Origin of the sequence: Burkholderia sp. WP42 (genome assembly GCF_000745665.1) — a bacterium.
Lineage (GTDB): Bacteria > Pseudomonadota > Gammaproteobacteria > Burkholderiales > Burkholderiaceae > Burkholderia > Burkholderia vietnamiensis.
Genome location: NZ_JQJT01000010.1, coordinates 80,348 through 93,921 on the forward strand (window position 1 = coordinate 80,348; position 13,574 = coordinate 93,921).

Annotated in this window: 14 protein-coding genes; all 14 read right to left on the reverse strand. The window is 67.9% G+C overall.

Features of this window, described 5'->3' with window-relative positions:
- A complete protein-coding gene (locus EX20_RS05780; protein WP_011882913.1) occupies positions 1 to 507 on the reverse strand; it encodes a DUF2844 domain-containing protein in 507 nt (168 codons plus the stop codon).
- 312 nt (positions 508 to 819) lie between these two features.
- Positions 820 to 1,551: a protein phosphatase CheZ gene (gene cheZ / locus EX20_RS05785; protein ID WP_011882912.1), complete on the reverse strand. Its 732-nt coding sequence runs from the start codon at positions 1,549 to 1,551 to the stop codon at positions 820 to 822.
- Between the two features lies 1 nt (position 1,552).
- Positions 1,553 to 1,948 carry a chemotaxis response regulator CheY gene (gene cheY / locus EX20_RS05790; RefSeq protein ID WP_006754880.1) on the reverse strand — a complete coding sequence of 132 codons (396 nt, stop codon included), beginning with the start codon at positions 1,946 to 1,948 and terminating at the stop codon, positions 1,553 to 1,555.
- 67 nt (positions 1,949 to 2,015) lie between these two features.
- Positions 2,016 to 3,107 carry a protein-glutamate methylesterase/protein-glutamine glutaminase gene (locus EX20_RS05795; protein WP_011882911.1) on the reverse strand — a complete coding sequence of 364 codons (1,092 nt, stop codon included), beginning with the start codon at positions 3,105 to 3,107 and terminating at the stop codon, positions 2,016 to 2,018.
- Positions 3,108 to 3,112: 5 nt separating this feature from the next.
- A complete protein-coding gene (cheD, locus tag EX20_RS05800; protein WP_034192938.1) occupies positions 3,113 to 3,853 on the reverse strand; it encodes a chemoreceptor glutamine deamidase CheD in 741 nt (246 codons plus the stop codon).
- Positions 3,853 to 4,833 carry a CheR family methyltransferase gene (locus EX20_RS05805; RefSeq protein WP_034192939.1) on the reverse strand — a complete coding sequence of 327 codons (981 nt, stop codon included), beginning with the start codon at positions 4,831 to 4,833 and terminating at the stop codon, positions 3,853 to 3,855. Before EX20_RS05805 ends, cheD begins: the two co-directional genes overlap by 1 nt.
- Before the next feature lie 3 nt (positions 4,834 to 4,836).
- Positions 4,837 to 6,798, reverse strand: a complete 1,962-nt coding sequence (locus EX20_RS05810) for a methyl-accepting chemotaxis protein (protein WP_034192940.1) — start codon at positions 6,796 to 6,798, stop codon at positions 4,837 to 4,839.
- Between the two features lie 37 nt (positions 6,799 to 6,835).
- Positions 6,836 to 7,351 (reverse strand): chemotaxis protein CheW, encoded by a 516-nt coding sequence (cheW, locus tag EX20_RS05815; RefSeq protein ID WP_011882907.1) that lies wholly within the window; start codon positions 7,349 to 7,351, stop codon positions 6,836 to 6,838.
- A gap of 48 nt (positions 7,352 to 7,399) precedes the next feature.
- Positions 7,400 to 9,709, reverse strand: a complete 2,310-nt coding sequence (gene cheA, locus EX20_RS05820; RefSeq protein ID WP_034192941.1) for a chemotaxis protein CheA — start codon at positions 9,707 to 9,709, stop codon at positions 7,400 to 7,402.
- A 33-nt stretch (positions 9,710 to 9,742) separates the two neighbouring features.
- Complete coding sequence (locus EX20_RS05825; protein WP_011882905.1) at positions 9,743 to 10,120, reverse strand: response regulator; 378 nt, start codon at positions 10,118 to 10,120, stop codon at positions 9,743 to 9,745.
- Between the two features lie 23 nt (positions 10,121 to 10,143).
- Complete coding sequence (motB, locus tag EX20_RS05830) at positions 10,144 to 11,160, reverse strand: flagellar motor protein MotB (RefSeq protein WP_011882904.1); 1,017 nt, start codon at positions 11,158 to 11,160, stop codon at positions 10,144 to 10,146.
- Between the two features lie 13 nt (positions 11,161 to 11,173).
- Complete coding sequence (gene motA, locus EX20_RS05835; protein WP_011882903.1) at positions 11,174 to 12,034, reverse strand: flagellar motor stator protein MotA; 861 nt, start codon at positions 12,032 to 12,034, stop codon at positions 11,174 to 11,176.
- 179 nt (positions 12,035 to 12,213) lie between these two features.
- Positions 12,214 to 12,768: a flagellar transcriptional regulator FlhC gene (gene flhC, locus EX20_RS05840; RefSeq protein ID WP_011882902.1), complete on the reverse strand. Its 555-nt coding sequence runs from the start codon at positions 12,766 to 12,768 to the stop codon at positions 12,214 to 12,216.
- A gap of 94 nt (positions 12,769 to 12,862) precedes the next feature.
- Positions 12,863 to 13,183, reverse strand: coding sequence for a flagellar transcriptional regulator FlhD (gene flhD, locus EX20_RS05845; protein ID WP_034193026.1), 321 nt, complete (start codon positions 13,181 to 13,183; stop codon positions 12,863 to 12,865).
- Positions 13,184 to 13,574 lie beyond the last annotated feature (391 nt).

The following is a 13,574-nucleotide window of genomic DNA, read 5'->3' on the forward strand; positions in this document are numbered from 1 at the left end:
TCACTGGATGTCGTTGCCGGTCAGCCCGGCCGGCAATGCCGCGGGCAGCCATGCCTGGCCCGCGAACGAGCCCATGTGGCCGCCGGTGCGGATCACGAGGCCGCTGGTCGCGACCGACACGGGCGCGCGCCAGCCGTGCGCCGCGTGCGCCGCCTGCACGCCCGCCGTGTACTGCGGGAAATAGCTGCCGAGCAGCGATTCGAGGTCCGGCATGCTCGGCCCGCGCCATGCGAGCCCGAACACGCTGCCGGCCGCGCTGGTGTATTCGTGGATGACGGTGCCCGACCCGAGCGTGATCTCGCGCACGGTGTATGCGGCCGCGCTCGGCTGCACGACGCCGTCGGCGGAGCGCATCGCGCGCTGCAGCGCGCGCACGGTGGCGGCATGATCGTCCGCCGGCGGCGACATCGGTGCGCCGCCCAGTTCGGCATGTGCGTGGATCGACCACAGCACACCCGTTGCAGCCGCCGCATGCGCGACGGCCCAGCCCAAGCGTTTCAGTTTCACATTCCCCCCCAAGGGACTGGCTTCGTCGCCGCGATACCGAACCGTCCGGCACCGCCGGCTACGAATTGGAGTCTTCACAATGACGCTTCATTGCTGCTGACGCGTAGTATGCCTGCGGAGTATGTCGGAATGTCAAATGGGTGCCGCATGATGCGTCGCAGCATGTCGCGCGAGGCAGGGCAAGGCGAAGCGATGCCGCGCGGCGATCCGGGCGATGTGAATACCGCGGAATAGCGCGGAATACCGCGCATGCGCGCCGCACCGGGCCGCTCCATGCAACGGAGGGGCCGCGGGCGCGATGGGTGTGCCCGGTCAGAAACCGAGGCTGGCGAGCAGATCGTCGACCTGCGCCTGATCCTGCACGACGTCGGACTTGCCTTCCGGCGCGATCTGCGGGCCGTTCAGCAACGACGCGGGGCTGCCGGTCGAGCTGACCTGCTCGGCGGCGAGCGCGGCGGCGGTGGCCGCGAACTGCTCGCGCCGCTCCGGGGCGATGTTCTCGACGAGCACGGTCAGCAGTTGCTGCTCGATCAGATAGACCATGTCCATGATCTTCTTGATCACCTGCCCGGTCAGATCCTGGAAGTCCTGCGCGAGCATGATCTCGAGCAATTGCGCGCTCGTCGCCGAGGCGGCCTCGGGCAGCGTGTGCAGGAACGTGCGCGTGTCGTCCATCAGCTCGCGCACTTCCGCGTGCTCGATCGGCGCCGCGTACCACTGCGCCCAGCGCGCGTCGAGTGCCTCGGCTTCGTTCTGGATGCGCTCCTGCACCGGCTTCGCGATCTCGATCGCGTTCAGCACGCGCTCGGCCGCCTGCTCGGTCATCGTCGCGACGTAGCGCAGCCGGTCGCGGGCGTCGGGCACGGCTTCCGCCGCGCGCTCGACGTGCTTGTCGAGCCCGAGCTCGCGCATCGAATCGCGCAAGGCGCGCGTGACCTGGCCGATGCGCGCGAGGATCCTGTCGCTCGCGAAATCGGCGCCTTCGGCATGGCCGTCGGCGTTGATCGCCGCGCCGGCGAGCGCCGCATGGATCGGCTCGTTCACGTCAGCTCCCGGCCTTGGCCATCTTGTCGATGATCTTGTTCAGCTTCTCGTCGAGCGTCGCGGCCGTGAACGGCTTCACGACGTAACCGCTCGCGCCGGCCTGCGCCGCCGCGATGATGTTCTCCTTCTTCGACTCGGCCGTGACCATCAGCACCGGCAGGTGCGTGAGCGTCGCGTCCGCGCGGATTTCCTTCAGCATCGCGAGGCCGTCGAGGTTCGGCATGTTCCAGTCCGAGATCACGAAGTCGAAGCCGCCGCCGCGCAGCCGCGCGAGGCCGGCCGCGCCGTCTTCGGCTTCGTCGACGTTCGTGTAGCCGAGCTCCTTGAGCAGGTTGCGGACGATCCGGCGCATCGTCGGGAAATCGTCCACCACCAGGATTTTCATGCTCTTGTCCATCGTCGTTCCTTTGCAGATTCGTTACCGTCAGGGCATGCAGCATCGTACATGCCCGGAGACATTTCGTTCAGACGCGCTGCACGCGATCGCCCATCGTAGCGAGTCGCGCCATCACGCGCCGGCTCATTTCGGCGAGCGGCGCGACTTCGTCCGCGCCGCCGAGCGCGATCGCCTCGCGCGGCATACCGAACACGATGCAGCTCGCCTCGTCCTGCGCGAACGTGTGGGCGCCCGCGCGCTTCATGTCCAGCAGCCCGGCCGCGCCGTCGCGGCCCATGCCGGTCAGGATCACGCCGATCGCGTTCTTGCCCGCGTGCTGCGCCGCCGAGCGGAACAGCACGTCGACCGACGGCCGGTGGCGGTTCACCGGCGGATCGTCGGACAGCTGCGCGATGTAGTTCGCGCCGCTGCGCGCGAGCAGCAAGTGCGCGTGGCCGGGCGCGATGTACGCATGGCCGGGCAGCACGCGCTCGCCATGCTCGGCTTCCTTCACCGCGATCCGGCACAGGCCGTTCAGCCGCTGCGCGAACGACTTCGTGAAGCCCGGCGGCATGTGCTGCGCGATCAGCACGGCCGGCGCATCGGGCGGCAGCGGCGTCAGCACCTCGCGGATCGCCTCGGTGCCGCCCGTCGACGCGCCGATGATGATCAGCTTCTCGGTACTGACGAGCGGGTTGTTGAACATCGGCGCGGCCGGCTGGCCGTTCGCCGCGCGTGCGGCGGCGTGCGGCTGCGGCGTCTGGCGCACGCGCGCGCGCGCGGCCGCGCGGATCTTGTCCGCGAGCTTCTCCGCGTAGTCGAGCATGCCGTCGCGAATCCCGACGCGCGGCTTCGTGACGAAATCCACCGCGCCGAGTTCGAGCGCGCGCAGCGTGATTTCGGAGCCGCGCTCGGTCAGCGACGACACCATCACGACCGGCATCGGCCGCAGGCGCATCAGCTTCTCGAGGAAGTCGAGCCCGTCCATGCGCGGCATTTCGACGTCGAGCGTCAACACGTCGGGGTTGTGCTGCTTGATGAGCTCGCGCGCGACGAGCGGATCGGGCGCGGTCGCGCACACCATCATGTCGGGCTGGCTGTTGATGATCTCGGTCATCAGACTGCGGATCAGCGCCGAGTCGTCGACGCACAACACTTTGATCTTCTGCACTGCGGTCATGCCTCCTACTTTCTCGAAAGGTTGGCCGCGTACGGGCTGGCGGCCTTTTGAACCGCCGGCTGCACGCCCGCGCCGCCGCTGCGGGCGCCGAACAGTTCGATGCGCGGCCGCGCCGGCGGCGGCGCACTCGGCCGCGGCGCGGCGAACAGTTCCACTTTCGCACGCGCGCGCGCCGCGCTGGCGCGGGCGGCCTCGCGTGCGAGCGCGGCTTCGCGCTCCGCCACGCCCGGCACCTGCAGCCGCAGCTTCTTCACCATCGCGCGGCCGGTGCGCGGCATGAACGCGACCTTGCGCGGATGCACGCCCTGCAAATCTTCCGCGGTGATGCGAATGCGTTCGAGCGCGAGATAGCGGCGCACGAAATCGGCGTTGCGGTCGCCGATGTTGATCGTCGTCATGCCGGCCAGCACCGCGGCGCCGCCGAACACCTTCGCCTCGAAGCGCTCGCGGCGCCCGCCGGCCTTGATCAGTTCGTTGATCAGCACTTCCATCGCGTATGCGCCGTAGCGCATCGACTCCGACGCGGCCGCGCCGGCATCGGCGCCGTCGTCGGGCAGCATGAAGTGATTCATTCCGCCGATGCCGGAGACCGGGTCGTGCAGGCAGGCCGCGACGCACGAGCCGAGCACGGTCATCAGCACGATGTCTTCGGACGTCGTGTAGAACTCGTTCGGCAGCAGCTTCACGCCGGGGCGGTCGAAGTGGGTGTCGAAGTAGTGGTTGGTCGCGATCGGGAGAGCGCTCATCAGCGTTCTCCGTAAGCGGGCGTCGCGCCCGCGGCGCGTTGCGCGCCCGACGGCGCTGCCGCGGAACCCGCCGCGCCGCGCGCGCGCGCGCTCTGCACGGCGTCGCGCGTGAGCTCGTACACCGTCTGCCCGCGCAGCCGGAACGCCTGCGTCACGTACGTGAAATTCTCCGAATGCCCGGCGAACAGCAGCCCGCCCGGCTTCACGAGCGGCTCGAAGCGCGACAGCACCTGCCCTTGCGTCGGCTTGTCGAAATAGATCATCACGTTGCGGCAGAAGATCGCGTCGAACGGCTTCGCGATCCCGTAGTCGGCATCGGTCAGGTTCAGCTGCTCGAAGCGGATCATCGCGCGCAACTCCGGGCGCACCTTCACGCGGCCGGCCTGCGCGCCCGTGCCCTTCAGGAAGAAGCGCTTGAGCCGCTCCGGGCTCAGGTGCTTGACCTGGTCGTACGTATAGATGCCGGCCTCGGCCTTCGCGAGCACCTGCGTGTCGAGGTCGGTCGCGAGAATCGACGCGTTGCGCGCGGCCGATTCGCCGAGCGCCTCGACCAGCGTGATCGCGATCGAATACGGCTCCTCGCCGGTCGACGCGGCCGAGCACCACACCGACACCGGCGCCGGCCGCCCTTTCACGAACTCGGCCAGGATCGGGAAGTGGTGCGCCTCGCGAAAGAACGCGGTGAGGTTGGTGGTCAGCGCGTTGGTGAACGCCTCCCACTCGAGCGGATCGTCTTCCCGCTCGAGCAGGTCGAGGTATTCGCGGAACGTGTCGAGGCCGCGTGCGCGCAGCCGGCGTGCGAGCCGGCTGTACGCCATGTCGCGCTTGTGCTCGGACAGCGAGATCCCGGCGCGTTGATGGATCAGCTCGCGTATGCGCGCGAAATCCGCGCCGGTGAATGCGAAGTCGCGCCCCGGCTCGCCCGCTCGGGGCGAGGCTTCCGGTGCATCGGATCGAAACGGTGCGCGCGCGGGCAGCATGGCTTAGAAGGTCTCCCAGTCGTCATCGGACGTACCGGCCGCGGCCAGCGCCGGCTTCTCGCCGTGCAGCGCGGGGCGCACCAGTGCGGGTTTCTCGGCGGTCTTCGCAGCCGGCGCGGCGGGCGTCTTCGCGAGACGCGGGCCGTAGCCGCCGGCAGCCGGCGCTTCCTTGGACGGACGTGCGCCGGCATCGGCCGCGCGCTTCGGTTCGTGGCTCGATGCCGATGCAGCCGATGCCGCTGCGGCGCGCCGTGCGGCCGGCTGCGCGGCTGCTTGCGGCGCCGGCGATGCAGACGATGCGCTCGATGCGGTCGGTGCGGCGTCGTGACGGCTTTCCGACGACGCGGCAGCCGGCGTTGGCGTCGGCGCGGTCGCCCGTGCGACGCTGCGCGTCGGCGCGAGCGCGATGCCGCCCGCGACGCGCCATTCGGCGACGATCGCCTTCATCTGGCGCGTCTGCTCTTCGAGCGACGCAGCAGCGGCCGCCGCCTGCTCGACCAGCGCCGCGTTCTGCTGCGTGACCGAATCCATCTGGCCGACCGCGCGGTTGACCTGCTCGATGCCGGTCGACTGCTCCTCCGACGCGGCGCTGATCTCGCCCATGATGTCGGTCACGCGGCGCACGGCCTGCACGATTTCGTCCATCGTCGTGCCGGCGCGCGCGACCAGCGCCGACCCGCTTTCGACCTTCTCGGCCGAATCGCCGATCAGCTGCTTGATTTCCTTCGCGGCGCTCGCGCTGCGCTGCGCCAGCGAGCGCACTTCGCCCGCGACCACGGCGAAGCCGCGGCCCTGCTCGCCTGCGCGTGCGGCTTCGACCGCCGCGTTCAGCGCGAGGATGTTGGTCTGGAACGCGATGCCTTCGATCGTGCCGATGATGTCGACGATCTTGCCCGAGCTCGTCGCGATGTCCTGCATCGTCGACACCACTTGGCCGACCACGTCGCCGCCTTGCGTCGCGATGTCCGATGCGTTCACGGCGAGCTGGCTGGCCTGACGCGCGTTCTCCGCGTTCTGGCGCACGGTGCCGGTCAGCTGCTCCATGCTCGACGCCGTTTCCTGCAGCGACGCGGCCTGCTGCTCGGTGCGCTGCGACAGGTCGGTGTTGCCGGTCGCGATCTCGCGCGCGCCGACGTCGATCGACTCGGTGCCGCGGTGGACGGCCTGCACCATCCCCGTCACGGCGTCCTGCATCCGCTTGATGCCGCCGAACAGGCGGCCGATCTCGTTGTTGCTGAATACGGTCACCGGCTGCGTGAGGTCGCCGCCGGCGATGCGCTCGAAGTGCGCGATCGCGTCCTCGAGCGGCTTCACGATCAGCCCGCGCAGCATGAAGCGGATCGCGATCACGACGACGAACGCGATCGCGATGCCCGCGGAGATCAGGACGATCATCAGCGAGATGCGCGACTGCGTCGCGGCCTGGCGGTCTTCCGCGCGCTTTTGCAGCGCCGCGATCACGGCGGACGCGGTCTGGTCGAACGCGACGAACATCGGGCTGATCTTGGTGTCGGCGATCGCGTGGTACGCGGCCATGTCGCCCGCACGCGCCGCGGCGAATTCGGGCTCGACGCCGTCCTTGATGATGGCCGTGTAGCGCGCACCGAGGTCGTCGAGCAGCGACTGGTCGACGCCGAGCTTGGCCGTCGCCTGGAACGCCTGCCAGTTCTGGTTCGACTTCGCGTACAGCTCCTGCGCGCGTTCGAGCACCTTCGCCGCCTCGGCCGTGTTGCCGCCTTCGGTCAGCGTGCGGAAGCGGTCGAGCGCGACGCGCGAGCGCAGCAGATGCGCCGACGTGTCGTCGAGCGTATGGATCGCCGGCAGATCGGCGTGCGCGATCTCGTCGAGCGCGCTGCTCGCGCGATCGAGCGCGTAGAGGCCGAGCCCGCCGACCGCGGCGGCCAGGCAAACGAGGATGAGTCCGACCGCCGTCAGCGTCGAGCGGATCGACCAGTTGTGCAACATTGCAGAATCTCCCGAAATTACTGCGCGCGCGTGGCGCTTATGCGCCGAGCATCTCGATCAGCGCCATTTCCCGGCTCGACATCAGCTTCTCGATGTCCATCAGGATCAGCATCCGGCCGTCCACCGTGCCGAGGCCCGTCAGGTACTCGGTCGTCAGCGTCGCGCCGAATTCCGGCGCCGGCATGATCTGGTCGGTCTGCAGGGTCAGCACGTCCGACACGCCGTCGACCACCATCCCGACCACGCGGTTCGACACGTTGAGGATGATCACGACGGTCTGATGGTCGTACTCGACGCGGCCCAGATGGAACTTGATCCGCATGTCGACGATCGGCACGATGATGCCGCGCAGATTGATCACGCCCTTGATGAAGTCCGGCGCGTTGGCGATGCGCGTGACGCTGTCGTAACCGCGGATTTCCTGCACCTTCAGGATGTCGATCCCGTATTCCTCGTCGCCGAGCGTGAAGACGAGGAATTCCTGCCCGGTCGCATCGCCCTGTTCGGCGTCGCGGCGGCTTGCGACCGCGTTCGCCGCGGCCGGATTGATCATTTGGACTTCAGCAGACACGTGTGCCCCCAATCGGTTGAATGGCGAGAGTTAGAAGATCGCGAGTTCAGCGCCCACCCGGGCGCCGTGCGTCGCACGGGTTTCGCGGTTCAGCGCCGCGACGTCGACGATCAGTGCGACGCTGCCGTCGCCCAGGATCGTCGCTGCCGAGATGCCGTGTACCTTGCGGTAATTGGTCTCGAGGTTCTTCACGACCACCTGCTGCTGGCCGACCAGCTCGTCGATGAGCATCGCGAAGCGGCGCCCTTCGGTTTCCATGATCGTCACGATGCCCTGGGTCGGATCGGTGCGCGCGTCGTCGACCGAGAACACCTCGTGCAGCGCGACGAGCGGCAGGTATTCGCCGCGCACGCGCACCACGCGCTCGCCGTTGCCGACCGTGTAGATGTCGTCCATCGACGGCTGCAGCGACTCCATCACGAAGTTCAGCGGCAGGATGAAGATCTCGCTGCCCACCTTCACCGACATCCCGTCGAGGATCGCGAGCGTGAGCGGCAGCACGATCCGCGTGGTGGTGCCGCGGCCGGCCTGCGACGAAATCTCGACGTGGCCGCCCATCGACTGGATGTTGCGCTTCACGACGTCCATCCCGACGCCGCGGCCCGACACGTCGGTCACCGTCTCGGCGGTCGAGAAGCCCGGCGCGAAGATCAGCTGCCACACTTCGTCGTCGCTGACGTTCTCGGAAATCTGCATGCCCTGCTTCGCGGCCTTCGCGAGGATCCGCTCGCGGTTCAGGCCCGCGCCGTCGTCGCTCACCTCGATCACGATGTTGCCGCCGTGATGCGCGGCCGACAGCACGAGCTGGCCGACTGCGTCCTTGCCGGCCGCGACGCGCTTGTCGACGGTTTCGATGCCGTGGTCGAGGCTGTTGCGCACCAGGTGCGTGAGCGGGTCGATGATGCGCTCGATCAGGCTCTTGTCCAGCTCGGTGGCCTGACCGAACGTGACGAGCTCGACCTGCTTGCCCAGCTTGCCGGCGAGATCGCGCACCAGCCGCGGGAAGCGGCTGAACACGTAGTCCATCGGCATCATCCGGATCGACATCACCGCTTCCTGCAGGTCGCGCGCGTTGCGCTCGAGCTGCGCCATTCCGTTGAACAGGCGGTCGTGCAGCGCGGGATCGAAGGCGGTCGCGGTTTCCGCGAGCATCGCCTGCGTGATCACGAGTTCGCCGACGAGGTTGATCAGTTGGTCGACCTTCTCGACGCCGACGCGAATCGAGCTGCCTTCGGCGCCGCCTGCCGCGCCGGCCGCGCCGCGCGGACGCTTGTCGTCGTGGTGATGGTGGGCAGCATGCGCGTTGGCCGGTTCGGCGTGCGGCGCTTGCTGCGGCTGGGCTGCGGCCGCCGGCTGTGCCGGCGCCTGCGGCGCGGCCGCGGCGGCCGGCGCCGCCGGTGCGGCGGGCGCTGCGGGCGCGAATACCTCGACGCGTGCGGCCGGTGCGGCTGCGGCCGCGGCCGGTTCGGCGGCAGCCGGCGGCGCGGCGGCCGGCGCCGGTGCGGGCGCTGCGGCCTCTGCTGCCGGTGCGCCCGGCGCCGCCGCTGCGGCCGGCGCGGTGCCGCGCGAGATGCGGATCTGGCTTTCGTCGATCACGAAGCAGCACACGGCGATGATGTCGTCGGACGGCACGTCCGATTCGAGCCACAGCGTCAGGTCGCCGCCCGACTGCTCGCGGCCGGCGATCCGGCCGAGATTGCTCAGCTCCTCGGTGAGGAGCGCCTGGTCCTTCGTGTCGACGCCGACCAGCGTGATCTTCAGATGCGGGCCTTCGGCGCCGGCATCGGCCCCGCCTGCCGCCGGATGGGCGGCCGCGACGGCCTGTTCGATCACGTGGTCCGGCGCGCTATCGCCGGCGGCGGCGGGCTCCGGCGCAGCCGCAGCCGGCGCAGCGGGCGCGGGTGCGGCGGCCGCAGCCGGCGCGGGCGCCGGTGCTGCCGCGGCCGTGCCGCTCGCGGCCTTCAGCTGTTCGAGCTTCGCGCAGATTTCCGCGGCGGCCGCCGCGTCCGGCTCCGCGCTCGCACGATAGTCGGCGAGCTGGTCGGACAGCACGTCCTTGGTCTCGAGGAACGCGTCGACCATTTCCTTGGTCAGCGTCAGCTCATGGTTGCGCGCGCGGTCGAGCAGCGATTCGAGGATGTGGGTCGTTTGCGTCAGCGCGGTAAAGCCGAACGTCGCCGCGCCGCCCTTGATCGAATGCGCGGCGCGGAAGATCGCCGCGAGATCCTCGGGGTCGGGTGAATCGACGTCGAGGTTCAGCAGCAGCTGCTCCATCTGCGCGAGCAACTCGTCCGCTTCGTCGAAAAAGGTCTGGTAGAACTGCGTGATGTCGAGAGTCATGCCCGGTCACCGGTTGGATTCGTCGCGTTCATGTCAGGAGGCCGTCTGCTCGGAGAGCGTCGCGACCAAGTCGATCAGCACGGCCGGGTCGATCGGTTTTTCGATCCAGCCGGTCGCGCCCGCGTCGCGTGCGGCGTCCTTGAAGGCATCGCTGCCTTCGGTCGTCAGCACGAGGATCGGCGTGGCCGTATACGCGCTGAGCCTGCGCAGCGCGGAGATCACCTCGAGCCCGCTCCTGCGCGGCATGTTCTGGTCGGTCAGCACCAGGTCGTACGGCATCGTGGCCGCCATGTCGAAGCCGGCTTCGCCGTCCGGCGCCACCGTCACGTCGTAGCCGGCCTGCGCAAGCGTCGCCTGCAGCAGCGCACGCATGGTCGCGGAGTCGTCGATGGCGAGAATGGTTCGGATCATGTCTGTCTCGGAAGCTGGAAACGTCAGGGTTTCGGCGCGACGGCCACGGCGCTCGCGAGCACCGGCCGGGCGGCCGAGGCGGCGCCCAGCTGCTGCCCGAGCAGCTTCGAGCCGGCCGCATCGGCCGACAGCGTGGTGGTCGTCGCGTCGTCGCGCATCAGCGCCTCTTCGGATTTTCGGTTCAACACGATCACGCTGATCCGGCGGTTTTCCGGATCGAGCGGATCGGCCTTGTTCAGGTTCTGCGTCGAGGCGAGGCCGAGCACGCGCAGCACCTTCGCCTCGTCCATGCCGCCTGCGATCAGCTCGCGGCGCGACGCGTTCGCACGATCGGCTGACAGCTCCCAGTTGCTGTAGCCGCCTTCGCCGCCCGCATACGGCACCGCGTCGGTGTGACCCTGCACGATGATCCGGTTCGGCACGTCGTTCAGCGTCTTGCCGATCTCGCGCAGGATGTCGCGCATGTACGGCTCGACGTTGTTGCTCGACATCGCGAACATCGGCCGCTTCTGCGAATCGACGATCTCGATGCGCAGGCCCATCAGCGTCGAGTCGATGCGGATCTGCTGGCGGAACTGACGCAGCGTCGGGTTCGCCTCGATCGCCGCCATCAGCTTGATCTGCAGGTCGTGCAGGCGCGCCTGCTCGCGCCGCTCGATCGCGCCTTGCGCCTGCGCCTGCGCGGTGTCTTCGCCCTTCTTCGCGACGCGGTCCGCGAGGCTCGTCGAGCCGTCGGTGCGGCGCGTCGTGCCGGCGTCGACGCTCGACAGGTCGCGGCCGCCGCCGTTGATGATGCTCGAGTCCTGCGAGCTGCGGTCGCCGCTGCCGAACAGCGCGGCCTGCAGCGGCGTGTTGAAGTACTCGGCGATCCCCTTCAGCTGCACCGGCGTGGCCGAGCTCAGCAGCCACATCAGCAGGAAGAACGCCATCATCGCGGTCATGAAGTCCGCGTATGCGAGCTTCCATGCGCCGCCGTGGTGGCCCTTCTTCTGCGGGGCCACCCGTTTCACGACGATTGCGCGATCCTTGCTCTTGCTCATCGAACGCTCCGCGTCACTTCGCCTTCACGCGGCGCACGTGCTCTTCGAGCTCGTTGAACGACGGACGCTCGGTCGAGAACAGCACCTTGCGGCCGAATTCGACCGCGATTGCGGGCGCGTAGCCGTTCAGGCTCGCGAGGATCGTCACCTTGATGCACTGGAACATCTTGGTCGCCTCGGCCACGCGCTGCTCCGCGAGGCTCGACAGCGGCCCGATCAGCCCGTACGACAGCAGGATGCCCAGGAACGTACCGACCAGCGCCTGCGCGATCATCGCGCCGAGCACCGCGGGCGGCTTGTCGGCCGACGCCATCGTGTGCACCACGCCCATCACGGCCGCGACGATACCGAATGCCGGCATCGCGTCGCCGACACGCATCAGCGCGTGCGCCGGGGCTTCACCTTCGGTGTGGTGCGTCTCGATCTCCTCGTCCATCAGGCTCTCGATCTCGAACGCGTTCATGTTGCCGCCCACCATCAGGCGCAGGTAGTCGGTCAGGAATTCGACGATGTGGTGATCGGCGAGGATCTTCGGGTACTGCGTGAAGATCGGGCTCTTCTCCGGATCGTCGATGTCGGCTTCGAGTGTCAGCGTGCCTTCCTTGCGCGCTTTCGCGAGCAGCACGTACAGGAGCCCCATCAGCTCCATGTAGACGTCCTTGTTGTACTTCGAGCCCTTGAAGAGCGTCGGCAGCACGCGCAGGGTCGCCTTGATCGTCTTGATGCCGTTGCCGAGGATGAACGCGCCGACACCCGCACCGACGATCATCAGGATCTCGAGCGGCTGGACCAATGCGCCCAAATGCCCGCCTGCCAGCGCATAACCGCCGAAGACGGACAACAGCGTCACGAGTGTTCCCACGATAATCAGCACTGCCTGTCCCTCACGAAAGACCGGCGGGGAGACCGCCGTTAATCAGGTTTACGGCAGTCGGCAGGAAAACTTTCGCGGCGCCTCCGCTGCGCTGCGGCGGTGTTTACCAGCAGGCCGGAATCGGTTCGCATGCGGTGCAGCCGCTGCCGGACGCTCGCCCGCGCGCCGTCCGGCGCGGCTCAGGCCGTCGCGGCGGCCAGTTCGGCGCGCGCGGCGGCAGCCTTGCGGGTCTTGCCCGCGCGCGACGGCGGTTGGCACAGGCCGCACACGAAACCTTGATGCGGATCATGCGCATGGGCGACGAAGTGGCCGCCGCAGCGCGTGCAGGGCGTCATCTGCAGCATCCCGGAATCGAAGAAGCGCACCAGCGTCCATGCGCGCGTGAGGCTCAGCGCGGCCTCGTCGCCCGACAGATCGACGTGCTCCTGATAGAGCCGGTACGCCTTGACGATCGACTGGATCGGGTCGCAACGGCCGTGGTCCTGCATGAACCGGTAGATGTTGTAGAACAGCGACGAATGGATGTTCGGCTGCCACGTCATGAACCAGTCGGTCGAGAACGGCAGCATCCCCTTCGGCGGCGACACGCCCTTCAGTTCCTTGTACAGCTTGATCAGGCGATCGCGCGACAGGCTCGTCTCCGCCTCCAGCAGCTGCAGCCGGGCGCCCAGTTCGATGAGTTCGATCGCGAGGGTGATTTCCTTCACCTCGTTCACGACGCTTTTGCTAGCCATGGTCAATAACCGTACGCTTGACGTTGTTCGGATGTGTCGCCGATACGCCGCCCGCCGGCGCGGCGCGCCGGGGCGAACGTGGAGGCGGTGGTGATCAGCGGACGCTTTCGACCGGCTGGCCGGCCATCAGGATGGCCGAGTGTGCGTGCGTGACGACGTCGCTGCGGCCTTTGTCGGCGAGCGACGACAGCAACGCGTGGTCGTCGAAGCGGAAGCGGCACAGCATCTGGTTCGATGCGGCGAGCTTCACGGTCTGCGCGAGCGTGAGGTTCGCGAGCACATCGGCGAGTTCCTCGGAAACACCCATGCGGAACATGCCCATCGCTTTGTCTTCCCGCAGCAGGCGCTGCGCGAGAAGGAGGTACGACAGGTTGACCTCTTTGATCTCACTGAGCATTTCGCTGGTGGCGCTCATCATTCCCCCGTTAGAAAACTTTGCTTTGGCCTTTCGTGTTATGAAAACGTTTGCTCTATCAGGCGCCTACTGGCGCAGCTGCCGGCACGTTTATAGTCTTACAGGCCGAATTCTGGCTAAACGGCCTTTATGCCGGTATCAGCGAAGTGGCGTATGCCGTGCAGGATTTGTCTGTAAACCGTGTAGGAATTTTTCCGACAGAAAAAATACCCGGTGGGGACCGGTGAAACCCGGATCTGTCGGAGGAGAGGCGCTGCAGAGCGCGTAGACGGGGGAAGCTGGAACGGCGGGGCGCGAGTGAGTCAATCGGTAAAAATTATAGTGGTTTTTCACGATATCGCAACAATTATGGCCACTGTCTCGATTTCGATTCGCGTGCCCTTTTTCTCGG

Bases quoted from the DNA above. Each gene is read 5' to 3' on its own strand.
- cheD (WP_034192938.1), bottom strand. From the start codon at position 3,853: ATGAGCGCTCTCCCGATCGCGACCAACCACTACTTCGACACCCACTTC.
- cheA (WP_034192941.1), bottom strand. From the start codon at position 9,709: ATGACTCTCGACATCACGCAGTTCTACCAGACCTTTTTCGACGAAGCG.
- motB (WP_011882904.1), bottom strand. From the start codon at position 11,160: ATGAGCAAGAGCAAGGATCGCGCAATCGTCGTGAAACGGGTGGCCCCG.
- EX20_RS05810 (WP_034192940.1), bottom strand. From the start codon at position 6,798: ATGTTGCACAACTGGTCGATCCGCTCGACGCTGACGGCGGTCGGACTC.
- cheW (WP_011882907.1), bottom strand. From the start codon at position 7,351: ATGATCAATCCGGCCGCGGCGAACGCGGTCGCAAGCCGCCGCGACGCC.
- EX20_RS05825 (WP_011882905.1), bottom strand. From the start codon at position 10,120: ATGATCCGAACCATTCTCGCCATCGACGACTCCGCGACCATGCGTGCG.
- EX20_RS05795 (WP_011882911.1), bottom strand. From the start codon at position 3,107: ATGACCGCAGTGCAGAAGATCAAAGTGTTGTGCGTCGACGACTCGGCG.
- EX20_RS05805 (WP_034192939.1), bottom strand. From the start codon at position 4,833: ATGCTGCCCGCGCGCGCACCGTTTCGATCCGATGCACCGGAAGCCTCG.
- cheY (WP_006754880.1), bottom strand. From the start codon at position 1,948: ATGGACAAGAGCATGAAAATCCTGGTGGTGGACGATTTCCCGACGATG.
- flhC (WP_011882902.1), bottom strand. From the start codon at position 12,768: ATGGCTAGCAAAAGCGTCGTGAACGAGGTGAAGGAAATCACCCTCGCG.
- flhD (WP_034193026.1), bottom strand. From the start codon at position 13,183: ATGAGCGCCACCAGCGAAATGCTCAGTGAGATCAAAGAGGTCAACCTG.